26 protein-coding genes are annotated in these 20,103 nt (G+C 73.3%); 13 read left to right on the plus strand and 13 right to left on the minus strand.

Annotated features, from left to right (window positions below):
- Nucleotides 1-58: 58 nt before the first annotated feature.
- A complete protein-coding gene (locus ACIBJE_RS01200; protein ID WP_396741497.1) occupies nucleotides 59-682 on the minus strand; it encodes a helix-turn-helix transcriptional regulator in 624 nt (207 codons plus the stop codon).
- Between the two features lie 89 nt (nucleotides 683-771).
- On the opposite strand from ACIBJE_RS01200, the gene ACIBJE_RS01205 reads away from it, so the two are divergent.
- Entirely contained in the window at nucleotides 772-972 is a 201-nt protein-coding gene (locus ACIBJE_RS01205) for a hypothetical protein (protein WP_396741499.1), read from the plus strand.
- Nucleotides 973-1,062: 90 nt separating this feature from the next.
- On the opposite strand, the gene dtd is transcribed toward ACIBJE_RS01205, so the two are convergent.
- Nucleotides 1,063-1,485 (minus strand): D-aminoacyl-tRNA deacylase, encoded by a 423-nt coding sequence (gene dtd, locus ACIBJE_RS01210; protein WP_396741500.1) that lies wholly within the window; start codon nucleotides 1,483-1,485, stop codon nucleotides 1,063-1,065.
- On the minus strand, nucleotides 1,485-2,966 hold the full coding sequence (locus ACIBJE_RS01215; protein WP_396741502.1) for a methyltransferase: 1,482 nt from the start codon (nucleotides 2,964-2,966) through the stop codon (nucleotides 1,485-1,487). The genes dtd and ACIBJE_RS01215 overlap by 1 nt, the downstream gene beginning before the upstream one ends.
- 119 nt (nucleotides 2,967-3,085) lie before the next feature.
- On the opposite strand from ACIBJE_RS01215, the gene ACIBJE_RS01220 reads away from it, so the two are divergent.
- Entirely contained in the window at nucleotides 3,086-3,670 is a 585-nt protein-coding gene (locus ACIBJE_RS01220; protein WP_396741504.1) for an HhH-GPD-type base excision DNA repair protein, read from the plus strand.
- A 136-nt stretch (nucleotides 3,671-3,806) separates the two neighbouring features.
- Here ACIBJE_RS01220 and ACIBJE_RS01225 read toward each other — a convergent pair whose 3' ends face one another.
- Together ACIBJE_RS01225 and ACIBJE_RS01230 are read right to left on the minus strand one after the other, a co-directional pair.
- A complete protein-coding gene (locus ACIBJE_RS01225) occupies nucleotides 3,807-4,118 on the minus strand; it encodes a hypothetical protein (protein WP_396741506.1) in 312 nt (103 codons plus the stop codon).
- Between the two features lie 13 nt (nucleotides 4,119-4,131).
- Nucleotides 4,132-4,404: a hypothetical protein gene (locus ACIBJE_RS01230; RefSeq protein ID WP_396741508.1), complete on the minus strand. Its 273-nt coding sequence runs from the start codon at nucleotides 4,402-4,404 to the stop codon at nucleotides 4,132-4,134.
- A gap of 104 nt (nucleotides 4,405-4,508) precedes the next feature.
- Between ACIBJE_RS01230 and ACIBJE_RS01235 the strand changes: the two genes are divergently transcribed.
- The gene (locus ACIBJE_RS01235) at nucleotides 4,509-4,862 is read left to right on the plus strand and encodes a DUF3099 domain-containing protein (protein WP_396741510.1); all 354 of its coding nucleotides are present in this window, start codon (nucleotides 4,509-4,511) and stop codon (nucleotides 4,860-4,862) included.
- A gap of 9 nt (nucleotides 4,863-4,871) precedes the next feature.
- On the opposite strand, the gene ACIBJE_RS01240 is transcribed toward ACIBJE_RS01235, so the two are convergent.
- Entirely contained in the window at nucleotides 4,872-5,771 is a 900-nt protein-coding gene (locus ACIBJE_RS01240) for a carbohydrate kinase family protein (RefSeq protein ID WP_396741511.1), read from the minus strand.
- Complete coding sequence (locus tag ACIBJE_RS01245; protein WP_396741513.1) at nucleotides 5,768-6,694, minus strand: pseudouridine-5'-phosphate glycosidase; 927 nt, start codon at nucleotides 6,692-6,694, stop codon at nucleotides 5,768-5,770. The genes ACIBJE_RS01240 and ACIBJE_RS01245 overlap by 4 nt, the downstream gene beginning before the upstream one ends.
- Nucleotides 6,695-6,779: 85 nt before the next feature.
- Here ACIBJE_RS01245 and ACIBJE_RS01250 point away from each other — a divergent pair, with 85 nt between their 5' ends.
- The 3 genes from ACIBJE_RS01250 (at nucleotide 6,780) to ACIBJE_RS01260 (ending at nucleotide 9,814) form a co-directional block, all read left to right on the plus strand.
- Nucleotides 6,780-6,998, plus strand: coding sequence for a DUF3039 domain-containing protein (locus ACIBJE_RS01250; RefSeq protein ID WP_396741515.1), 219 nt, complete (start codon nucleotides 6,780-6,782; stop codon nucleotides 6,996-6,998).
- Nucleotides 6,999-7,038: 40 nt separating this feature from the next.
- Nucleotides 7,039-7,692, plus strand: a complete 654-nt coding sequence (locus ACIBJE_RS01255; RefSeq protein WP_396741517.1) for a trimeric intracellular cation channel family protein — start codon at nucleotides 7,039-7,041, stop codon at nucleotides 7,690-7,692.
- 391 nt (nucleotides 7,693-8,083) lie between these two features.
- A complete protein-coding gene (locus ACIBJE_RS01260; RefSeq protein WP_396741519.1) occupies nucleotides 8,084-9,814 on the plus strand; it encodes a DEAD/DEAH box helicase in 1,731 nt (576 codons plus the stop codon).
- Nucleotides 9,815-9,943: 129 nt separating this feature from the next.
- On the opposite strand, the gene ACIBJE_RS01265 is transcribed toward ACIBJE_RS01260, so the two are convergent.
- Both ACIBJE_RS01265 and ACIBJE_RS01270 read right to left on the minus strand, forming a co-directional pair.
- Nucleotides 9,944-10,177 carry a hypothetical protein gene (locus ACIBJE_RS01265; RefSeq protein WP_036374862.1) on the minus strand — a complete coding sequence of 78 codons (234 nt, stop codon included), beginning with the start codon at nucleotides 10,175-10,177 and terminating at the stop codon, nucleotides 9,944-9,946.
- A gap of 242 nt (nucleotides 10,178-10,419) precedes the next feature.
- On the minus strand, nucleotides 10,420-12,027 hold the full coding sequence (locus ACIBJE_RS01270) for an RNA polymerase sigma factor (protein WP_396741521.1): 1,608 nt from the start codon (nucleotides 12,025-12,027) through the stop codon (nucleotides 10,420-10,422).
- A 289-nt stretch (nucleotides 12,028-12,316) separates the two neighbouring features.
- Between ACIBJE_RS01270 and ACIBJE_RS01275 the strand changes: the two genes are divergently transcribed.
- On the plus strand, nucleotides 12,317-13,126 hold the full coding sequence (locus ACIBJE_RS01275; protein ID WP_396741523.1) for an inositol monophosphatase family protein: 810 nt from the start codon (nucleotides 12,317-12,319) through the stop codon (nucleotides 13,124-13,126).
- 58 nt (nucleotides 13,127-13,184) lie between these two features.
- On the opposite strand, the gene ACIBJE_RS01280 is transcribed toward ACIBJE_RS01275, so the two are convergent.
- Nucleotides 13,185-13,706: a LytR C-terminal domain-containing protein gene (locus ACIBJE_RS01280; RefSeq protein ID WP_396742210.1), complete on the minus strand. Its 522-nt coding sequence runs from the start codon at nucleotides 13,704-13,706 to the stop codon at nucleotides 13,185-13,187.
- Nucleotides 13,707-14,142: 436 nt separating this feature from the next.
- Here ACIBJE_RS01280 and ACIBJE_RS01285 point away from each other — a divergent pair, with 436 nt between their 5' ends.
- Entirely contained in the window at nucleotides 14,143-14,439 is a 297-nt protein-coding gene (locus ACIBJE_RS01285) for a DUF4193 domain-containing protein (protein WP_088980060.1), read from the plus strand.
- A gap of 129 nt (nucleotides 14,440-14,568) precedes the next feature.
- Entirely contained in the window at nucleotides 14,569-15,435 is an 867-nt protein-coding gene (locus ACIBJE_RS01290; protein ID WP_396741525.1) for a hypothetical protein, read from the plus strand.
- A gap of 17 nt (nucleotides 15,436-15,452) precedes the next feature.
- On the opposite strand, the gene ACIBJE_RS01295 is transcribed toward ACIBJE_RS01290, so the two are convergent.
- Nucleotides 15,453-15,986: a DUF3093 domain-containing protein gene (locus ACIBJE_RS01295; protein WP_396741527.1), complete on the minus strand. Its 534-nt coding sequence runs from the start codon at nucleotides 15,984-15,986 to the stop codon at nucleotides 15,453-15,455.
- Nucleotides 15,987-16,068: 82 nt separating this feature from the next.
- Between ACIBJE_RS01295 and dut the strand changes: the two genes are divergently transcribed.
- The 4 genes from dut to ACIBJE_RS01315 all read left to right on the plus strand — a co-directional run bounded on the left by dut (nucleotide 16,069) and on the right by ACIBJE_RS01315 (nucleotide 18,513).
- Nucleotides 16,069-16,608, plus strand: coding sequence for a dUTP diphosphatase (gene dut, locus ACIBJE_RS01300; RefSeq protein WP_396741529.1), 540 nt, complete (start codon nucleotides 16,069-16,071; stop codon nucleotides 16,606-16,608).
- The gene (locus tag ACIBJE_RS01305; protein ID WP_396741531.1) at nucleotides 16,605-17,282 is read left to right on the plus strand and encodes a DUF3710 domain-containing protein; all 678 of its coding nucleotides are present in this window, start codon (nucleotides 16,605-16,607) and stop codon (nucleotides 17,280-17,282) included. The genes dut and ACIBJE_RS01305 overlap by 4 nt, the downstream gene beginning before the upstream one ends.
- A 128-nt stretch (nucleotides 17,283-17,410) precedes the next feature.
- Complete coding sequence (locus tag ACIBJE_RS01310) at nucleotides 17,411-17,791, plus strand: OB-fold nucleic acid binding domain-containing protein (RefSeq protein ID WP_396741532.1); 381 nt, start codon at nucleotides 17,411-17,413, stop codon at nucleotides 17,789-17,791.
- A gap of 26 nt (nucleotides 17,792-17,817) precedes the next feature.
- Complete coding sequence (locus tag ACIBJE_RS01315) at nucleotides 17,818-18,513, plus strand: DUF3159 domain-containing protein (protein ID WP_396741534.1); 696 nt, start codon at nucleotides 17,818-17,820, stop codon at nucleotides 18,511-18,513.
- 132 nt (nucleotides 18,514-18,645) lie between these two features.
- Here the strand turns inward: ACIBJE_RS01315 and ACIBJE_RS01320 are convergent, their stop codons facing one another.
- Nucleotides 18,646-19,335, minus strand: a complete 690-nt coding sequence (locus tag ACIBJE_RS01320; RefSeq protein WP_396741535.1) for a potassium channel family protein — start codon at nucleotides 19,333-19,335, stop codon at nucleotides 18,646-18,648.
- Between the two features lie 2 nt (nucleotides 19,336-19,337).
- On the minus strand, nucleotides 19,338-20,003 hold the full coding sequence (locus ACIBJE_RS01325; protein ID WP_396741536.1) for a potassium channel family protein: 666 nt from the start codon (nucleotides 20,001-20,003) through the stop codon (nucleotides 19,338-19,340).
- Nucleotides 20,004-20,103: the final 100 nt, after the last annotated feature.

The raw sequence follows: 20,103 nt of genomic DNA on the forward strand, positions 1-20,103 counted from the left end.
ACCGGCGGGGCGGCGTGGCGTACGGCGGCGGGACGGTCCGCCGCCGGCCCGCCGCGGCTCACACCCATCCGTGCCGGGCGGCATACCAGCCGAGCTGCATCCGGGTCTGCACGTCGGCGAGGTCCATCAGGTACCGCAGCCGCCGTTGCAGGGTCCGCAACGACAGGCCCAGCTGGGCGGCGACGACCTGGTCGGTGAGCCCGGCCAGCAACAGACCCAGGACGCGTCGGTCCAGGTCGGTGGGGCTCTCGCCGCTGTCCTCGGGTCGATCGGCCAGGTCACCCGTGGCGGACACGGTGAGCGGGTGGGCGTGTCGCCACACGATCTCGAACAGCGCGTCCATCGCGGCCAGCAGCCCGGTACGGTGCAGCAGCACCGCACCGGGCTCGCCGGTGGCGGTGGCGGTCAACGGCACCAGGCCCAGTTCCGCGTCGGCCAGGATCAGCTTGATGGGCAGCGACTCGACCACCCGCACCTCGACGCCGTCGCGCAACGACTCCAGGGTCTCGGCCACCACGCCGGGTTCGGCGAGCGCCACCCGGTCCACCACCACCCGGAACCGCACCCCCTGGCCCACCGCCGTCGACTCGACCGCGTTGGTGCCCGGCGGCACGGCGATGAACGGCAGCGTGACGAAGCTGCGCACCTCGCTGCGGGCGGCGGGTCTGCTGGACGCGGACACCGCCGGTGGCGCCGTCCGGCCGGTCCACGTCGGCGGTGGCTCGGCCGTCGGCGAACGTGGTGACCGTGACCCGGTCACCGGTGATCAGGGTGACCGTGTGGGATTCCCGGGTCGCGGCCGGCGTGGCCGGGGCCGGTCCGGCCGCCGCCGTGGGAGGCCGGACCACGGCGACGCCGACGGCGACCAGGCCGGCCGCCGTGACGGCGGCGAGCAACCGCCGCCGGCCGGAGGCGAAGGGGTACGAGGGGGAAGGCATGCGACGGTTCTACCGCCGCCGTTCGCGCTGGTGAACAGGGAACGATGGCGGGGCCATGCCGTGGCGTGACCCCGCCATCCGTGCCGGCGCCCCGGTTCCCGCCTCTCGGCGGGCGTAGCCGGTCTCAGAGGTCGAGGAGGATCGTGCGGGGACCGACGTTGACGCTCTCGACCAGCATGTGGGCGCGGAAGCGACCGGTGGCGACCGTGGCGCCCCTCGACCGGAGCGCCTCGACGACCTCGGTGACCAGGGGTTCGGCCACCTCGGCCGGAGCGGCTGCGGTCCAGCTCGGACGGCGTCCCTTGCGGGCGTCGCCGTACAGGGTGAACTGACTGACCACCAGGACCGGTGCGCCGGTCTCCGCCGCGGACCGCTCCTCGTCGAGGATGCGCAGCTCGTGGATCTTCCGGGCCATCGTCCGGGCAGTCTCCGGAGTGTCCGCGTGGGTCACCCCGAGCAGCACCAGCAGACCGTCGGTGACCGCCCCGACCACCTCGCCGTCCACCGTCACGCTGGCCCGGCCGACGGTCTGCACCACCGCCCGCATCAGGCGGTCACCGGCTCCACGAAGCCCCGCTCGACCAGGTGCGCCACGATCGGACCGGCCGCCTCGGCCAGCTCGTCGGTGGCGACGTCGTGCGCGGCGGCCAGCAGGGCCAGCTGGTCGCGCAGCGGCAGCCGGCCGTCCGCGCCCCCGACCAGGGCCAGCACCAGCGGGTCGATCTCCTCGCTCCACCGCAGCCCGTGCGGCGCGGCCAGCACCTGCCGGTCCACCGCCCAGCCCTCGTCACCCATGGTCGCCTCCTGCCGGAGCTGCAACCCCTCGGCTGCCCGGAACCGGTGCGCCAGCAGCCCCTCGGTGTCGTGGGCGCGCAGCCAGTCCTGCCGGTCGAACCAGGCGGCGACGTGGTCACCCATCGGCGCTTCGACCCGCTGCCGCAGGTCCTCGACCCGGACCACCGGGTCGTCGTGGCCGCTGTTGCGCAGGCTCACGATGCCGAAGCCGACCGCCTCCACCCGGTGTGCGTCGAACCAGTCCAACCAGGCCGCCATCCGGTGCGGGTCCGGGGTCTCACCGACGTCGGTCAGCCATAGGTTCACGTACGCCATCGGGTCGGCCACCTCGCGCTGGACCACCCAGGCGTCGAGCCCGGTGTCGGCGAACCAGTCGGTGACCCGTTCGCCCCAGTCCTCGCCGGTGACGTGCACCCAGTTCGCCAGGTACTGCATGGTGCCACCCTCGGTGAGCAGCCCGGGGGCGGCGGCGGCCAGCTCGGCGCCGACCGCGTCGCCGACCCGGCCGGAGTCCCGGTAGACGTGGGTGGTCGTACCCGGTCCGACCACGAACGGGGGATTGCTCACCACGAGGTCGAACCGGCGGCCGGCGACCGGGGCGACCAGGTCACCCCGGAGCAGTTCCCAGTCCAGCCCGTTGAGCGCGGCGGTGGTGGCCGCGAACCGCAGCGCCCGCGTCGAGAGGTCGGTGGCGGTGACCCGGCGGGCGTGGGTGGAGAGGTGCAGGGCCTGGACACCGGACCCCGTGCCGAGGTCGAGGGCGGTCTCCACCGGCCGGCGGACCGTCGCGCCGAGCAGGGTCTGCGTCGCCCCGCCGACCCCGAGCACGTGCTCGGCGTGCAGCGGACCCGGCCGGGCGCTGGCCGGCAGGTCGGCGAGCACCCACCAGTCGTCCCCGTACGGCTCCAGATCGATGCCGGCGCGCAGGCCGTCGCCGTACGGCTCGACCAGCCCGGCGTCGAGGGCCTCGGCCACGGTCAGCGGGGCGAGGGCGTCGGCGACCGGCCCCGCCGGCTCGGTCTGCTCGCAGATGAACAGGCGGATCAGCGTGCCGAGTGGGTCCCGGTCCTCGGTCGCGCGCAGGGCGGCCCGGTAGTCGTTGCGGCTCATCGCCGCGGTGGCCTGCGGGCCGAGGCGGGCGGCGACGCCGGTGGCGGTGAAACCGGCGCTGGTCAGTGCGGTGCGCAACCGGTCGACCCCGGCGGGGGAGAGCAGCATGTCGTGTTCGTCCACCTCGTCATCCTGCCTGTCCGCCGGGACGGGGCCGGCACCACCCACGACATCCGGCGGGAACCGTCGGTCTCGTCGCATCCCGGTCCGGTACGTCGCGACGGCCGGCCCGGCCCGGCAGGATGAGGCGTATGACGCTCTCGCTGCCCATCGACCCCGAGGCCAACCGGCTGCTCAACGACGATCCGCTGGCCCTGCTGGTCGGCATGGTCCTGGACCAGCAGATCCCGCTGGAGAAGGCGTTCACCTCGCCGTACGTGCTGGCCCAGCGGCTGGGGCACACGCCGGACGCCCGGGAGCTGGCGGCGTACGACCCGGAGGCGCTGGTCGAGGTCTTCGCCCGACCGCCGGCCCTGCACCGGTTCCCGAAGGCGATGGCGGCCCGGGTGCAGGAGGTGTGCCGGGTGCTCGTCGAACGGTACGACGGGGACGCCGCCCGGATCTGGGCCGACGCCGCCGACGGTGCGCAGCTGCTGCGCCGCCTCACCGACCTGCCCGGTTTCGGCCGGCAGAAGGCGCAGATCTTCCTGGCCCTGCTGGGCAAGCGTTTCGACGTCCACCCGACGGGCTGGCGGGAGGCGGCCGGCGGGTACGGCGACGCGGACGCGCACCGGTCGGTGGCCGACATCACCGACGAGGCGTCGTTGCGCCAGGTCCGGGAGTACAAGCAGCAGCAGAAGGCGGCGGCCCGGGCGGCGAAGGGCTGAACCGGCTCCGGCGAACCCGCCCGGCCGGGGACGGCGCGCACGGCGGCGGCCCCGGCCGGACGGCCCGCCACCGTAGCCGACGACCGGGCGATCCGGGCCGGTGGCGACCGTTGGGGTCAGCCGGTGGTGGGTGGGGTCAGGCGGCAGTGGGCTGGGCGAGGGCGGCGAGGGCCCGCCGGACGTCGGCGAGGGAGACCGTCGCCGAGTCGTCCAGGTCGGCCAGGCCGGCCTCGATCCACTGCCGCATCAGCGTGGTGACCCCGAGCCCCCGGGCCTCGGCCGCGGCCCGGACCCGTTCGTACGTCTCCAGGGGCAGGCGGACCGAGCGGCTGACCATCGGCACGTCGGAGTCCGGCGTCGGCAGCCGGGCGGGCTGGCCCTCGTCGACCAGCTCGGCGAGCCGGTCGCCACCCTCGTGGAACTGCCTGGTCGCGTCGTCGCGGTTCATCGTCCCGGCCTCCTCATCGGCGCGATCTCCGCACGGCGTCCTCGTAGCGTTTGGCCTCCACGTCACTGAGGTCGCGGGCGGAGAGGATGTCCCAGTCGTTGTCGAGCCCGTCGGCCTCGGCGAGCAGCACCGCCAGCCGTCGTCCCCGGACGATCATCACGTCGTCGCCCAAGTGCCGGATGACCCGGCGGGAGCTGTGCAGCGCCTCCCAGACCTCGCCCGGGAAGACGCCGTAGACCCGCAGGTTGGCCAGTGCCTGCTCGGTGAAGCTGAACCGACTGCCCACTCCGCGGAGCGTACCACGGGCGTAACACGGAATCCGTCGCGTCGATTGTCGCCGCCACCGGCCGCGAGGTGACAGGATGGGTCGAATCCCTCGAGGAGGCCGTGGTGAAGCGACAGGCGTACGAGCCGATCCTGATCACCGACGCCCCGCGCAGCCAGGACGACCAGCTCAGCAGCCGTCAGCGACGGTACGTCGTGATGATGTCCATCCGGGCGGTCTGCCTGGTCGGGGGCGCCGTCCTGGTCGGCGTGCAGGCCCCGCTGCTCTGGCTGTGGCTGCCGCTCTGCGGTGTCGGCATGGTGCTCATCCCCTGGCTGGCGGTGCTGATCGCCAACGACCGGCCGCCGAAGGAGGAGCACCGCATGTTCCGCCGGCCGTCGCGCCGGGAGGCACCCCCGCCGCGCAGCCTCGCCGGCGCCGAGGAACGCCCGCACCGCGTCATCGACGCCGAACTGTAGAGTCCGGCCTCACCGCGCCGGCCGCGCGCCGATCTGACCGACCACGCGGGCACCCAGCTCACCGGCGCGGGCCAGCGCCGCCGTCGGGGTCGCCCCGGCCAGCCAGCCGGCGAGCAGTCCGGCCGCGAAGGCGTCCCCGGCCCCGGTGACGTCGACCACCGCCACCCGTCGCGCGGGTGCGGTCGTCACCAAGCCGTCCGGCCCGGCCCACACCGCCCCCGCCGACCCGCACTTGACCACCACGTGCCGTGCCGTGGCGGTCAGCGCCCGGGCCCGCTGCGTCGGATCGGCGCCACCGGCGAGCGCCTCCGCCTCGTCGGAGTTGACCAGGAGCAGGTCGACGTCGCGTACCCAGTCGAGGAAGGCCGCCGCGCCGACCCGCCGCAGCGGCGCCGCAGAGGCGGCGTCGACGCTGGTGCTGAGTCCGCCCGCGCGTGCGGCGGCCAACGCCGCCAGTCCCGCGTCGCGCGTCGCGGCGTCCAGCAGCGGATACGCCGACAGGTGCAGGTGCCGCGCGTCCGGCAGCGCGGCCAGGGCGTGCCGGACGTGCGCCTCGGTCAACCGCTCGTTCGCCCCGCGCTCGGTGAGCATGGTCCGCTCCTCGCCCGAGGCGAGCACCACCACGCTGCCGGTCGGCCGGTCGCCGCACGCGGTGACCGCGCAGTCCACCCCGCCACCGGTCAGCTCGACGACGCGCGCCCGGCCCGCCTCGTCGTCGCCGACCGCCCCGACCAGGGTGACCGGCATGCCGACCTCGGCCAGCCAGGCGGCCGTGTTCGCGCCCTGCCCGCCTCCGCCGACCCGGATCGCGGCCGGGGTGTCCGAACCGGTCGCCAGCGGGCCGGCGACCACCGCGACCACGTCGGTCACGACGTCACCGACCACGACCACCCGACCCGGACGGCTCATCCGGCGACGGTCCCGGCGGCGGCCACCGCGATCCGCGCGGCCAGGTCCGCGTTGCGCAGGATGATCCGGACGTTCACCGCCAGACTCGCCCCCTCGGTGGCCGAGTGGAAGTGGGCGAGCAGATACGGCGTCACCGCCTTGCCGGTCACGCCGTCCCGGTCGAGCAGGGCCAGCCCGTCGGCGAGGGTGCGGTCGTGCAGGTCCCGGTCGAGCTGCTCGTCGACGGGAAGCGGGTTGGCCACCACCAGTCCGCCGTCGTGCAGGCCGTGCGCGGCACGGGCGGCCAGCACCGCCGCCACCTGCTCGGGCGTCTCGACCGACCAGTCCAGGTCGAAGCCGCCGTCGGTGACGAAGAAGCCCGGGAACCGGCGCGTGCGGTAGCCCACCACTCCGACGCCGAGCGTCTCCATCCGTTCCAGGGTTGCCCCGACGTCGAGGATCGACTTGACCCCGGCGCAGACCACCGCGATCGGGGTGCGGGCCAGGGTGGTCAGGTCGGCCGACTCGTCGAAGGACTGCGCGGCCTCCCGGTGCACCCCACCGAGCCCACCGGTGGCGAAGACCCGGATCCCCGCAGCGGCGGCCACCGCACTGGTCGCGGCGACCGTCGTCGCGCCGTCGACGCCGGCCGCCGCCGCCACCGCCAGATCGCGTACGGAGAGCTTCGCCACGCCGTCGGCGGTGGCCAGCCGGGTCAGCTCGGTGTCGTCGAGCCCCACCACCAGCCGACCGCCCACCATGCCGATGGTCGCCGGCACCGCGCCGGCGTCCCGTACCGCCTGTTCGATCTGTCGAGCCACCCGCAGGTTGTCCGGCCGGGGCAGGCCGTGCGAGACGATGGTGCTCTCCAGGGCGACCACCGGACGTCCCGCCCGCAGCGCCTCGGCCACCTCGCCGCCTTGTTGAATGTGAAAGTCGGTCACGCCGCCACCGTACGATGCGGGCCCGGGACCTCTCCGGTGGACCATGCGGAAGTGACCTGCCAGACTGAAAAGTTGGAGGTGTGACGTGAGCACAGAGGTTCTCGAGCGTCCGGAGCTGAAGGATGCCGATACCGGTCCGGAGATGTTCCACTACGTCCGGAAAGACAAGATCGCCGAAAGTGCCGTGATGGGCACGTTCGTGATCGCGCTCTGCGGGGAGAAGTTCCCGGTGACCAAGGCGGCCAAGCCCGGTTCTCCGGTCTGTCCCAAGTGCAAGGAGATCTACGACTCCTGGGGTGACTGACCATGGGCGGCCCCTCCGGCCGCCCACGTAACCTGCGGCGGTGACCACCTCCACCGCCCTGCTTCTGGCCGACCTGGTCGGCGTGGCCGTCTTCGCCGCGTCCGGAGCCTCCGCCGCGGTGGCCAAACGGCTCGACCTCTTCGGTGTCGTGTTCGTCGGCTTCGTGGCCGCGCTCGGCGGCGGCATCCTCCGGGACCTCGTCGTCGACGAGGTCCCACCACTCGCCTTCGCCGACTGGCGTTACGCCGCCACCGCCGTGGCCACCTCGGCGATCGTGTTCCGGTGGCACCCCCACCTCGCCCGGTTGCGGACCACCGTGCTGGTGCTGGACGCGGCCGGACTGGCCCTCTTCACGGTCACCGGCACGCTCCGCGCCCTGGACGCTCAGGTGCCGCCGGTCGGCGCGTGCCTGGTCGGCATGCTGACCGGGATCGGCGGCGGCCTCGGTCGGGACCTGCTCACCGGGGAGATCCCGGTCGTACTGCGCCGGGAGATCTACGCGGTCGCCGCCCTGCTCGGCGCGGTCGCCGTGGTGGTACTGGACGGCCTCGGCCGCACCGGCCCCGCCCCGCTGACCGCCGCTGCGACCCTGGTCTTCGGGCTTCGCCTGGTCGCCCTGCGCCGGCGCTGGTCCGCCCCGGTGTCCACCTTCCGCCTCCCACCCCACACCCCCGACGGGCCGCCCGCCTCCTGACGCCCGATCCGGCGGAGGGCGGTCGTCGGGCCGTCGCCGGGTGGCTGTTGCGTGGCTGTTGGGTGGTTGTTGCGTGGCTGTTGGGTGGTTGCAAGGGCCCCTTCCTGCCGCTTTCTGCCGAGGAGGGGACCCCTGCAACCACGTCGGCGGACAGGGAGCGCCGCGTAACCACTTCGGCGGTCAGGGCCGGGGGTGCGGGTGGGGCGTGGTGGGTGTGACCGAGGGCGCGTGGTGTCGCCGGGCACCCACGGGGGTGTCCTGGTTATGCTGATCCGGCCTTCGCGGCATCCGACGCGGAGGCGTTTTCATGGGCGGCGGTACCCGTGGCCCCCGGCCGGGTTCCGCCTGCGGCGGTCGGAAGAACCTACGGCGGTCGGAGAGGAGCGGTTGCGTGCCTGCCCCGTTGCCGGCGATCGAGACGTTTCCGCCACTACGTGCCTGGCAGCGCAGGGCCCTGGTGGAGTACCTGCGCCGTCGGGATCCCGACTTCACGGCGGTCGCCACCCCCGGAGCGGGTAAGACCACCTTCGCCCTGCGGATCGCCGCGGAGCTGCTCGTCGACGGCACCGTCGACGCGGTCACCGTGGTCGCGCCGACCGAGCACCTGAAGACCCAGTGGGCACTGGCGGCGGCCCGGATCGGCATCCAGCTCGACGCCGCCTTCCGCAACGCGGACCTGCACTCCTCCGCCGATTTCCACGGCGCGGTGGTCACCTACGCGCAGGTCGGCATGGCCCCGCACGTGCACAAACGTCGCACCCTGACGCGTCGGACCCTGGTCATCCTCGACGAGATCCACCACGCCGGGGACTCCCGTTCCTGGGGTGACGGAGTGAAGGCGGCCTTCGAGCCGGCCGTGCGTCGGTTGATGCTCACCGGTACCCCGTTCCGCTCCGACGACAACCCCATCCCGTTCGTCACCTACGAGCGGGGTGGGGACGGCCTGCTCCGCTCCCGCGCCGACTCGGTCTACGGCTACTCCGACGCGCTCCGCGACGGTGTGGTCCGACCGGTGCTCTTCCTGGCGTACTCGGGGGAGACCCGGTGGCGCACCAACGCGGGGGACGAACTGGCTGCCCGGCTCGGCGAGCCGATGACCCAGGATCTCGTCGCGCAGGCCTGGCGCACCGCCCTCGACCCGGCCGGCGACTGGATGCCGCAGGTTCTGCGTGCCGCGGACGCCCGACTGACGGTGCTGCGTAAGGCGGGGATGGGCGACGCCGGTGGACTGGTGATCGCCAGCGACCAGCAGACCGCTCGCTCGTACGCCAAGCTGATCGAACAGGTGACCGGTGAGAAGGCCGCCGTGGTCCTCTCCGACGACGTCGGCGCCTCGGCCCGGATCGCCACCTTCTCCACGTCCGACCAGCGGTGGATGGTCGCGGTGCGGATGGTCTCCGAGGGGGTCGACATTCCCCGCCTGGCGGTCGGCGTCTACGCGACCAGTGCCAGCACGCCGCTGTACTTCGCCCAGGCGATCGGGCGGTTCGTCCGGGCCCGTCGCCCCGGGGAAACCGCCTCGGTCTTCCTGCCGAGCGTGCCGCACCTGCTCGGGCTGGCCAGCGAGATGGAGGCCGAACGCGACCACGTGCTCGGCAAGCCCAAGGAGCGGGAGGGTTTCGACGACGACCTGCTGGAGCGGGCCCAGCGGGACGATCAGGCCAGTGGCGAGCTGGAGAAGCGTTTCACCGCACTCTCCGCCACCGCCGAGCTGGACCAGGTGATCTTCGACGGTGCCTCGTTCGGCACCGCCGCCCAGGCGGGCACCCCCGAGGAGGAGGAGTATCTCGGCCTGCCCGGCCTGCTCACCGCCGACCAGGTCTCGCTGCTGCTGAGCAAACGGCAGGCCGAGCAACTCGCCGCCCAGCGCCGCCGCGCCGCCACCCGGACCGCGGAACCGGTGGCCGTCGCGCCGCCGGCACCGCCGCCGATGAGCGCCGCCCAACGGCGGGTGGCCCTCCGGCGACAGCTCAACGCCCTGGTGGCTGCCCGGCACCATCGGACCGGCCAGCCACACGGCAAGATCCACGCGGAGCTGCGTCGGCTCTGTGGGGGGCCGCCGAGTGCTCAGGCCACCATCGAGCAGCTCGAGGAACGTATCGCCACCGTCCAGACCCTCTGACCGCCCGCTCGCCCTGCCCGGCAGGCCGCCGGGGTCGGGCCCGGCGGGGCGGCTGAGGGTCGGGCCGGGCATACGAGAGGACCGGGAGCCCCGTGGGACTCCCGGTCCTGACTTATGTCGGTTTTGCGGTTAGTTCGCCATCAGATCGGCGCCACGCCAGCTGAACTCCGGGTCCGTCGCGTACCGCACGGTGATCTTCACGAGATCTTCCGCGTACTTGTTCGCGTGGTGCCCACAGAACACCAGCTCGCTCCCACCAGCCAGAGTGATGCGGAGCTTGCCGGCAGCATTGCAGCGGTCGCACCGTTCATCGGCGGCTGGGGGAGCCACCGTCTCGGGCGGCGGCGTGAGGGTCGGGGTCATCGCCTTCCTCCTCTGGTCGTCACCGATGAACACTCTCGTCGGTCATTGCTCACCTATCGTGCAACACCCTTGCCGGGCCCTGCCTTCCCAGTGTGCCCGCGGGGGACCGGGGTCACACATGGGAGACAGTGTGCCGTGCACCAAGGGTGCCACGTCAACGATCACAATCGTGCAACCGCCCGGTCGCCGGGGTGTGTTGTACGCGTGGTGATCAAACCGACACCGTTTGTTGACGGAACCGCTCAGTCCAGGTAGTCACGGAGAACCTGGGAGCGGGACGGGTGACGGAGCTTCGACATCGTCTTGGACTCGATCTGCCGGATTCGCTCCCGGGTCACGCCGTAGACCTGGCCGATCTCGTCCAGCGTCCGTGGCTGACCGTCGGTCAGGCCGAACCGCAGCCGGACCACACCCGCCTCGCGCTCGGAGAGCGTCTGCAGGACCTGCTGGAGCTGGTCCTGCAGCAGCGAGAACGACACCGCGTCGACCGCGACCACGGCCTCCGAGTCCTCGATGAAGTCGCCGAGCTGGCTGTCCCCTTCGTCACCGATGGTCTGGTCCAGAGAGATCGGCTCCCGAGCGTACTGCTGGATCTCCAGCACCTTCTCGGGTGTGATGTCCATCTCCTTGGCCAGCTCCTCCGGAGTGGGCTCGCGGCCCAGGTCCTGGAGCAGCTCACGCTGGATGCGGCCGAGCTTGTTGATCACCTCGACCATGTGCACCGGGATGCGGATGGTGCGGGCCTGGTCGGCCATGGCGCGGGTGATGGCCTGGCGGATCCACCAGGTGGCGTAGGTGGAGAACTTGTAGCCCTTGGTGTAGTCGAACTTCTCGACGGCGCGGATCAGGCCGAGGTTGCCCTCCTGGATGAGGTCGAGGAAGGCCATGCCCCGCCCGGTGTACCGCTTGGCGAGGGAGACCACCAGCCGCAGGTTCGCCTCCAGCAGGTGGTTCTTGGCCCGCTCGCCGTCCCGCGAGATCCAGCCCAGGTCGCGCTGCATGTCGCGGGTGAACTTCTCCTCGCCCTCCTCGGCGAGGCGCAGCCGCTCGGCGGCGTAGAGCCCCGCCTCGATCCGCTTGGCGAGCTCCACCTCCTGCTCGGCGTTGAGCAGCGGCACCTTGCCGATCTGCTTGAGGTACGCCCGGACGGAGTCGGCGGAGGCGGTGAGCTCGGCGTCCCGCCGTGCCTGCTTGAGGGCCTCGGACTCCTCGTCGTCCCACTCGAAGTCGTTGTCGCTGGCGGAACTGGCCGCGTCGGCCTCGGCGGCCCGGGTCAGCTCGACCGGCTCCTCGACCACCACGTCCTCGATCTCGGCGGCGAGTTCCTCGGGATCGATGTCGCCCTCGGGACCCTCACCCTTGGCCTTGCCGGCCGCCTTGGTCGGGGCGCCGGGGCCCGCCCCGGCGGCCGTCGCCTTGGTGGCCCGGGTCGCCTTGGCGGCCTTGGCCGGTGTCGCCTTGGCGGCCCCCTCGGCGGTCGCGCCGGCGGCCTTGCGGGGGGTCGCCTTACGCGGGGCCGGCGTCGTCTCCTCGGCGGCGGGGGCCTGCTTCGGCGCCGGGGCGGCCGTCTTCTTGGTGGTCTTGGCGGTGGTGGCCCGGGACGCCGGTGTGGCCGACCGGGCGGCGGCGACCCGGCGGCGGGTGCTCGCCGAACCGTCGACCACCACGGTCACGCCCGCGTCGGAGAGCGCGCGCAGGATCTTCTTGGCCTGGGCCGGAGTCACCTCAGCGGACTCGACGGTGCGCGCGAGCTGGGCCGACGTCAACTGGCCGCCGGCGCTCTGCGCGTGGGCGATCAGCGTGTCGGTGAGCGAGCGTACGTCGGCGCCGGTGTGGCGGGGTTCTGTCACGAATGACCTTCCGGAGGCGATGAGCGAGCACGGCCGGGTTCGTCCAGCGCAGCATGGGGCACCGCGTCGGGCGATGTGGTTGAGGGACCCCCGTGTCCCGGGCCGGCCGGTCGTCTGGCGGTCCGTGGCGCGTGGGCAGGGGTGAATTGTAACGCCGTCTGCGGCGATCATCCTGCGCCGCACGGCGTACCGGCGGCCGGGGGCCGCGAAATTGGCGAACTTGTGGACTTTGTAGGGATGATACTCGCGGGCGACACCGGGACGACCCGGACGTGCGGAAGGGGACACCATGGGCGCGGTGAGGCCGGAGGAACTGCTCGAGGTCGCCGTCGGGGTCGTCCGGGCGGCGGCCGCGACGGCCCACCGGATGCGGGGCGAGGGGGTCGCGGCGGTCGCGACCAAGAGCACCGCCACCGACGTGGTGACCGCCGCCGACCGGGCGGTGGAGGAGCAGGTCACCGGGGAACTGCGCCGGCTGCGCCCCGGGGACGCGGTGTTGGGCGAGGAGTACGGCGAGGGCTCACCGGCCGTCGCGGGGGGCGTCCGGTGGATCGTCGACCCGATCGACGGCACGGTCAACTACCTCTACGGCCTGCCGTACCACGCGGTGTCGCTGGCGGCCGAGGTCGACGGCCGGGTGGTCGCCGGCGTGGTCCGCAACATCGCCACCGGTGACGAGTGGACCGCCACCCTCGGCGGCGGCGCGTACCGCGAGGGACGGCGGCTGCGCGGCTCGGTGGAGACCGATCTCGGTCAGGCCCTGGTCGCCACCGGATTCGGCTATGACCCGGCCCGGCGGGCACACCAGGCGCGGGTGGTCGCCGGACTGATCCCGCACGTACGGGACATCCGCCGGCTCGGTGCCGCCGCGCTCGACCTCTGCCTGGCCGCCGAGGGACGGGTGGACGCGTACTACGAGAAGGGGCTGGCCGCCTGGGACATGGCCGCCGGCGCCCTGGTGGCCGCCGAGGCGGGGTTGCGCGTCACCGGGCTGCGGGGACGTGTCCCCGGCCCGGACATGCTGGTCGCGGCACCACCCGCCCTGCACGAGGCGCTGCACGACCGCCTCGCCGATCTGGACGCCTCCGGCGGGCCGTGACGCCCGCCGTCCGGTCCGGGGCCCCGGACCGGACGGCGGCGGGTCGGCGGGCGGTCGGCTAGTTGTCGACCGAGGCCGGGCAGGTGTTCTCCGGTGCCTGGGGCGACCCGAGGTCGCCGAGGGACTGGTTGACCTCGGTGGTGGTGGCGAGCTGCTGGAACGAGTTGCCGATCACCACGTCCACCACGTCGTCCTCACGCTTGGCGTCGTACTCGTAGACGGCCTGGTTGAGGAAGTACGCGCGGAGCAGGTGGGCCGAGCCGACACCCTTCGGCCCGTACCGCAGGGCGGCCACCTCGTCGACGGCGCGCTTCTGCGGGTCGTTGCCGGCCTTCTTCACCTGGAACTTCCGGTTCCGGAAGTCGTCCGCCACGCTGGTGGCCACGCCCACCTTCTCCGTGGCGTTGTAGACGTTGATCTTGACGTCCTTGGATTCGCGCAGGGTGACGTCGGCCACCGGCCACCCCGCCGGGCAGCCCTTCGTGGCACCGGCGTCGCTCTGGCTGTCCTTGACCAGCGCCACGACCGCGAAGACCAGCGCGCAGGCCGCCAGCAGACCGACGACAACGAGTGCTCGCACTCGCGCAAAGCTCATCTGGGCGCTCCCCCGGGAGAGGTGGACGAGGACGGCCCACGACGGGGCGGCCGTACGGACGGGCCGTCGGGTACGCCGCTGAGGTTATCGGTTGTCCGGCGGACGCGTGGAAACAGCCGGACACGCCGGCGTGCCGACCGGCGAGCGGGTAGTACTACCCCTATCTTCGTGTCGCCTGAGTCACATTGGGAACATCTTTGGGGACGAGGGCGTACATCCATGCCACGAGAGCGGTATACATGCCTCGCCCAGAGGGGGGTAGGTACCGCGCTCGCTGGGGGACGTTCCTCTGGCAAGCCCCGACCCGACTGGCCGTCGGGTCGGGTGACCGACACTGTGGTGGCCGGCCAGCGGAACCGGGACAGCGTCGTCCGGCGTGACAACCGGGTAGCGACCATATCGAAATGGGAGAGTGAAACCGATGGCCACCGACTACGACGCCCCGCGTCGCGACGAGGTCGACCTCGGCGAGGACAGCCTGGAAGAGCTCAAGGCCCGGCGGGTCGACTCACAGTCGGGTGCCGTGGACGTCGACGAGGCCGAGGTGGCCGAGAGCTTCGAGCTGCCCGGCGCTGACCTGGCCGACGAGGAGCTGACAGTCAAGGTGCTACCGATGCAGCAGGACGAGTTCCGATGTGCCCGCTGCTTCCTGGTCCACCACCGCAGTCAGCTCGCGACCGAGCGCAACGGGGAACTGATCTGCCGCGAGTGCGTCTGACCGCGTCCCGCGACGGCTCCACGGAGACGTCGCGGGACGCGATCGTCGTGCGCCGGTGTACGGGAGCTGCTTCACTCGGTGACGGTACGGGTGGTGTCCCGGACAGCGCACGACACGGAGGGCGACGGTATGAGCGGACGCGGGACGGAGCCGACCCCGGAGCCGGCGACCACGACGGGGTCGGGCCCGTCTCCCGACGGCGGATCAGGGGGCCCGTCGCCCGACGGCGGACCGGGGGGCCCGTCGGCCGGCGACGAACTGGGGGCGACCGTCGCGGCACTGACCGCCGACGACCTTCCCGCCGGGCGGCGTCGACAGCTGCTGACCCGGTTGGTCGGTCAGGCCCGCGCCCGGGGTCTGACCGACCTGTTCAAGCCCCGGGCCGCCCTGCGCTGGATGACCGAGACGGTCGGCGAGATCGCGCCGTACGTGCCCGTACGGGACCTGGCCACCCTGCGTCGCCACCACGAGGGGCTGGACGGCGAGGCGCTCGCCGAACGCCTGGTCCGCAACGCCTCCCGGGCGACGGCCGGGGTGGGGGCGGCCGGTGGCGGCATCGCCGCAGTGGAGTGGGCGGTCACCCCGACCCTGCTCTCCGCGCCGGTGCTGCTGGCGGCGGAGACGGTCGCCGTCGTGGCGATCGAGCTGAAGCTGATCGGCGAACTGCATGAGGTCTACGGCGTCCCGCTGCCGGGGGGTGGCACCCCGCGCGCGGTGGCGTTGCTGCACTCCTGGGCCAGCCAACGGGGCATCAATCCGATGGCGCCCGGCGTCGGGGTGGCGGCGGTGCTCGGCACGGCTGCCCGGAGGGAACTGCGGGACAGCCTGCTCAAGCGCTTCGGCCGTAACCTGACCACGCTCGGGCCGTTCCTCACCGGCGCGGCGGTGGCCAGCTACCTCAACCGGCGGGCGACCCGCTCGGTCGGCGACCAGATCCGGGCCGACCTGCGCTGGCAGCGTCGTGGGCTGCCCGGCCTGCCGCCGATCGCGTCCTGACCGCCGGCCGCCGGGCCTCAGTTGCCGGTCGGGCCGGCCTCGGCGGAGACGGTCTCCTGCCGGCCGGCGGCGGCGTCGCGGGCCGCCAGCAGGGCCGCCGCGAGCCGCACCGGGTGCCGGGTGCTGACCACCCAGAACGGGGTCGGGTCGGCCGGGTCGTCGAGCAGCACCTGCACCGCCCCACCGATCCACGGCCGCTGCACCACGAAGGCCAGCGGGTCGGCACCGACGCCGAGCACCTCGCGCCGACCGTCCGCGTCCAGCGGCACCACGTCGGCCACGAAGCGCACCGGCAGCCGGGCGTCGTCCACCCGCAGCTCGCCGTCGCCGACCGCGACGCGGATCCGCCCCAGCCACCACAGCCCGGCGGCGGTGGCCGGCAGGAGCACCACGAACGGCAGCCAGGCCCGCAGGCCGGGGGCGCCCATCCAGATCTCGACGGCGAGCAGCACCGCGACCGCGACGCCGCCCAGCCAGAGCCACCACGGCAGGGTGAGCCGCTCGGCGTGCTCGCCGGGCGGGCTGGGCGGGGAGGAAGGCGACAGGCTCACAGTCCGAGGGTACGGCGCGGCGCGGGCGTCCGAACCGGCAGGATGGCAGGGTCACCGGAGCGACCGGAGGAAGAGGCGAGACGTGAACGACCCCGTACCCGTACCCGTGCGGCAGCTCGATCCGCAGCTGCCGCTGCCGGCGTACGCCCATCCCGGCGACGCCGGGGCCGACCTGGTGGCGGCCGTCGACGTCGACCTGGCGCCCGGCGAGCGGGCCCTGGTGCCCACCGGCGTCGCCCTGGCGCTGCCCGACGGGTACGTCGGTCTGGTGCACCCGCGCTCCGGACTCGCCGCCCGGCTCGGCGTGACGGTGCTCAACGCTCCCGGTACGGTCGACGCCGGCTACCGGGGTGAGATCATGGTCAACCTGATCAACCACGATCAGGTGAGCCCGGCGAGGATCTCCCGTGGCGATCGGATCGCGCAGCTCGTTGTGCAGCGGGTGGAGCGGGCCGATTTCCATCCGGTGACCGAGCTGCCCGACTCGCGCCGTGGGGTCGGTGGACACGGGTCGACCGGCGGGCACGCCGGCCTCGTCCCACCGCCGGCCGACGGTGCGGCGGGGCGACCAGACGGAAGAGGTGGCACGGTGAGTGCGAACAGCGGAGGGTGGGCGCAGTGATCTTCTCCCGAAAGCGGGCCGGTTCCGGGCGGCACGCCCGCGACGAGCGGGCCGCGGAGTCCCGGGTCGGGCAGGACACCGACGAGGCGACCGCGAGCACGCCGGCCCGTGGCCCGTACGACATCTCCGAGATGTCCGACGACGTCCAGCGACTCGACCTGGGCAGCCTGCACATCCCGGCGGTGCCCGGGGTGGAGGTGCGGGTGCAGGCCGACCCGCAGGGCGTGGTCCAGCAGGTCGTGCTGGTGCACGGGGAGAACGCGCTCCAGCTCGGGGTCTTCGCCGCGCCGCGCAGCGACGGCATCTGGGACGAGGTACGCGAGGAGATCCGGCAGTCGTTGTTCAACGACGGGGCCGCCGCCCAGGAGGTGTCGGGGGAGTACGGCACCGAACTGCGGGCCCGGGTTCGCACCCCGGACGGCATCACCGACCTGCGGTTCATCGGGGTGGACGGCCCGCGCTGGATGGTTCGGGGTGTCTACCAGGGCGTCGCGGCGGTCGACCCGGCGGCGGCCGGTCCGCTGGCCGAGTGCCTCGACGGGCTGGTGGTCGACCGGGGTCAGGAGGCGAAGCCGGTGCGTGAGCCGCTGCCGCTGCGGCTGCCCCGGGAGGTCGCGGACCAGCACCAGGCGCAGGCGGCGGCACAGGGCGCCGACGGCTCCGTCGAGGCCTGACCGGCGGTCGCCGACCGGCGGCACCGGGAAGCCCGACCGTCGGCGTACGCTGACGGGTACGCCGGCCCGGTTCCGGGCCCGGCCGGGACCGGTCCGCCGGTCGGCGTGGAGAGGGTGACGCGGAGGTCATGGTGACCGACGAGGGGCGGGTGTCGCTGCGTCGCCTGCTGCGCCGGCTCACCGCCGACGAGGCCGAGATCGAGGCACAGGAGCTGCGTCGGGAGAGCGCCGAGTGTGGCGGCGTCCCCGCCCGGCAGTGCCGGCGCGGGCAGGTCGTCTCCGTGTCCGGCCGGTTGCGTACCGTGGTGTACACGCCCCGGACCAACCTGCCGACGCTGGAGGCCGACCTCTACGACGGCAGTGACGTGGTGACCCTGGTCTGGCTCGGCCGCCGGCACATCGCCGGCATCGAGCCGGGCCGGCACCTCACCGCACGGGGGCGGGTGGCCGTGCGGGACGACCGTAAGGTCATCTACAACCCGTACTACGAGCTCGAGTCGCCACGGTGACGGGCCCGCGAGCGGAGGACGTACCGATGACCACTGGGCAGCACCCGACCGCCCCGCCCCGGGACGACTCGTCCGACGAGGAACGCCTGCCGACCCTCGCCGAGCAGATGGCCGACCAGCTCGGCGGCTGGCGTGGGCTGGTCGAGTCCAGCGTGCCGGTGGTCGTCTTCGTGGCGGCCAACATCGTCACCGACCTGCGGCCGGCGATCATCGCGTCGGTCGGGGTGGCACTGCTGATCGCCGCGCTGCGCCTGGTCCAGCGTCGCCCGGTCCGGCACGCGGTCAACGGTCTCTTCGGCGTCGGGATCGGCGCGGCGATCGCCTGGCGTACCGGCGACGAGAAGACCTTCTACCTGCCCGGCATCCTCTACGGCATCGCGTACGGGCTGGTGCTGCTCGGCTCGGCCGTGATCCGGCAACCGCTGGTCGGGTGGATCTGGTCCGTGCTGGCCGCCGGCGGCAAGTCCGAGTGGCGGCGGGATCCCCGGCTGGTGCGTACGTTCACCTGGCTGACCGCGCTCTGGGGTGTGGTCTGGTTGGCCAAGGTGGGCGTGCAGGCCGCGCTCTACCTCGCCGACATGGACACCGCGCTGGGCATCGCCCGGCTGGCGCTCGGCTACCCGCCGTACGCGCTGCTGCTGCTGATCACCGTCTGGGTGGTGCGCCGGGTGACCAGGGAGCCCGCCGCCACCCCCGCCACCCCCGCCACCCCCAACGCCTGAGCCGCACCCCCCCCGCCCGTCCACCCGCCCCTCACCGCTGCCCGCCCCACCCGGTCGATCAAGAGGTTGGCGTCACCGGTCGGCCCGGATCCTGACGTGAACTTCTTGATCAACGCGGCGGGAGCGGCGGGGTCAGCCGCCGTTGCGGGTGCGTTCCACGCTGTCCGGGCCGAGGACCACCGCGCGGACCGCGTCCTCGACCTCGGCGGTGCAGACGAAGACCAGTTCGTCGCCGACCTCGATGGTGTCGTCGGGGCTGGGCACCAGCACCCGCCGGCCGCGCACGATGGCCACCAGGGCGCTGTCCCGGGGCAGCGGCACGTCCCGCAGCGGCTGCCCGACGTAGGGGGCGGCCGGGGGCAGGGTGATCTCGACCAGGTTCGCCTCGCCCTGCCGGAACGTCATCAGCCGGACCAGGTCGCCGACGGTGACCGCCTCCTCGACCAGGGCGGCCATCACCCGAGGCTTGCTCACCGCGACGTCGACTCCCCACTGTTCGGTGAAGAGCCACTCGTTCTCCGCGCGGTTGACCCGGGCCACCACCCTGGGCACCGCGAACTCGGTCTTGGCCAGCAGGGAGACCACCAGGTTGACCTTGTCGTCGCCGGTCGCCGCGACCACCACGTCGCAGCCGGCGAGCTCGGCCTCCTCGAGGCTGCTCAGCTCGCACGCGTCCGCCAGCACCCAGTCGGCGCCCGGCACCCGGTCCGGGCGGAGCATCCGGGGCTGGCGCTCGATGAGCATCACCTGGTGGCCGTTGTCGATGAGCTCCTGGGCGATCGAGCGGCCCACGTTGCCCGCCCCGGCGATGGCGATGCGCATGCTCAGTGCCCTCCTTCCGGCGGGGCCACGGCCACCGCCGTCACCGCCGCCGCGATGTCGTCGGTGACCAGCATGAAAAGCTGGTCACCCTCCTGCACCACCGTGGAGGAGGTGGGGAGCGTGCCGATGCCGAAGCGGGTCAGGTACGCGGTGCGCGCGCCGGTCGCCTCCTCGAGGGTGCGCAGCGGCCGGCCGATCCAGTCCTTGTGTGTCGGCACCTCGATGATCGACACGGTGCTGGTCGGGTCGCGGAAGATCTCCACGTTCCCCTCGGGGATCAGGTGCCGCAGCATCCGGTCCGCCGTCCACCGGACGGTGGCGACGGTGGGGATGCCGAGACGCTCGTAGACCTGGGCCCGACGCTGGTCGTAGATCCGGGCGGCGACCCGGGCCACACCGAACGTCTCCCGGGCCAGCCGGGCCGAGATGATGTTGGAGTTGTCGCCGCTGGAGACCGCCGCGAAGGCGTCCGCCCGCTCGATGCCGGCCTGACGCAGCACGTCCCCGTCGAACCCGGCGCCGGTCACGGTGACCCCGGCGAAGTCGGGGCTGAGCCGCCGGAAGGCGTCGGCGTCCTGGTCGATGACGGCCACCGAGTGGCCCCGCGACTCCAGGTTCTGGGCGAGGGTGGAGCCCACCCGGCCGCACCCCATGATCACGACATGCACGGCGTCCCCTCCCGACGGTGCGCATCCCCGCCGCCCCGACGGGCGTGGTCGTCTGCGAGCCTGCCACGTTCGCCGCCCCGGCGCGGAGGAGACGCTACCC

Origin of the sequence: Micromonospora sp. NPDC050187 (assembly GCF_044459745.1) — a bacterium.
GTDB lineage: Bacteria > Actinomycetota > Actinomycetes > Mycobacteriales > Micromonosporaceae > Micromonospora.

What these genes read in the sequence shown, in the direction of transcription:
- dtd (WP_396741500.1), bottom strand. Translation starts at nt 1,485, where the DNA reads ATGCGGGCGGTGGTGCAGACCGTCGGCCGGGCCAGCGTGACGGTGGAC.
- ACIBJE_RS01220 (WP_396741504.1), top strand. Translation starts at nt 3,086, where the DNA reads ATGAGGCGTATGACGCTCTCGCTGCCCATCGACCCCGAGGCCAACCGG.
- ACIBJE_RS01225 (WP_396741506.1), bottom strand. Translation starts at nt 4,118, where the DNA reads ATGAACCGCGACGACGCGACCAGGCAGTTCCACGAGGGTGGCGACCGG.
- ACIBJE_RS01240 (WP_396741511.1), bottom strand. Translation starts at nt 5,771, where the DNA reads ATGAGCCGTCCGGGTCGGGTGGTCGTGGTCGGTGACGTCGTGACCGAC.
- ACIBJE_RS01265 (WP_036374862.1), bottom strand. Translation starts at nt 10,177, where the DNA reads ATGACCCCGACCCTCACGCCGCCGCCCGAGACGGTGGCTCCCCCAGCC.
- ACIBJE_RS01275 (WP_396741523.1), top strand. Translation starts at nt 12,317, where the DNA reads ATGGGCGCGGTGAGGCCGGAGGAACTGCTCGAGGTCGCCGTCGGGGTC.
- ACIBJE_RS01285 (WP_088980060.1), top strand. Translation starts at nt 14,143, where the DNA reads ATGGCCACCGACTACGACGCCCCGCGTCGCGACGAGGTCGACCTCGGC.
- ACIBJE_RS01290 (WP_396741525.1), top strand. Translation starts at nt 14,569, where the DNA reads ATGAGCGGACGCGGGACGGAGCCGACCCCGGAGCCGGCGACCACGACG.
- ACIBJE_RS01310 (WP_396741532.1), top strand. Translation starts at nt 17,411, where the DNA reads ATGGTGACCGACGAGGGGCGGGTGTCGCTGCGTCGCCTGCTGCGCCGG.
- ACIBJE_RS01315 (WP_396741534.1), top strand. Translation starts at nt 17,818, where the DNA reads ATGACCACTGGGCAGCACCCGACCGCCCCGCCCCGGGACGACTCGTCC.
- ACIBJE_RS01320 (WP_396741535.1), bottom strand. Translation starts at nt 19,335, where the DNA reads ATGCGCATCGCCATCGCCGGGGCGGGCAACGTGGGCCGCTCGATCGCC.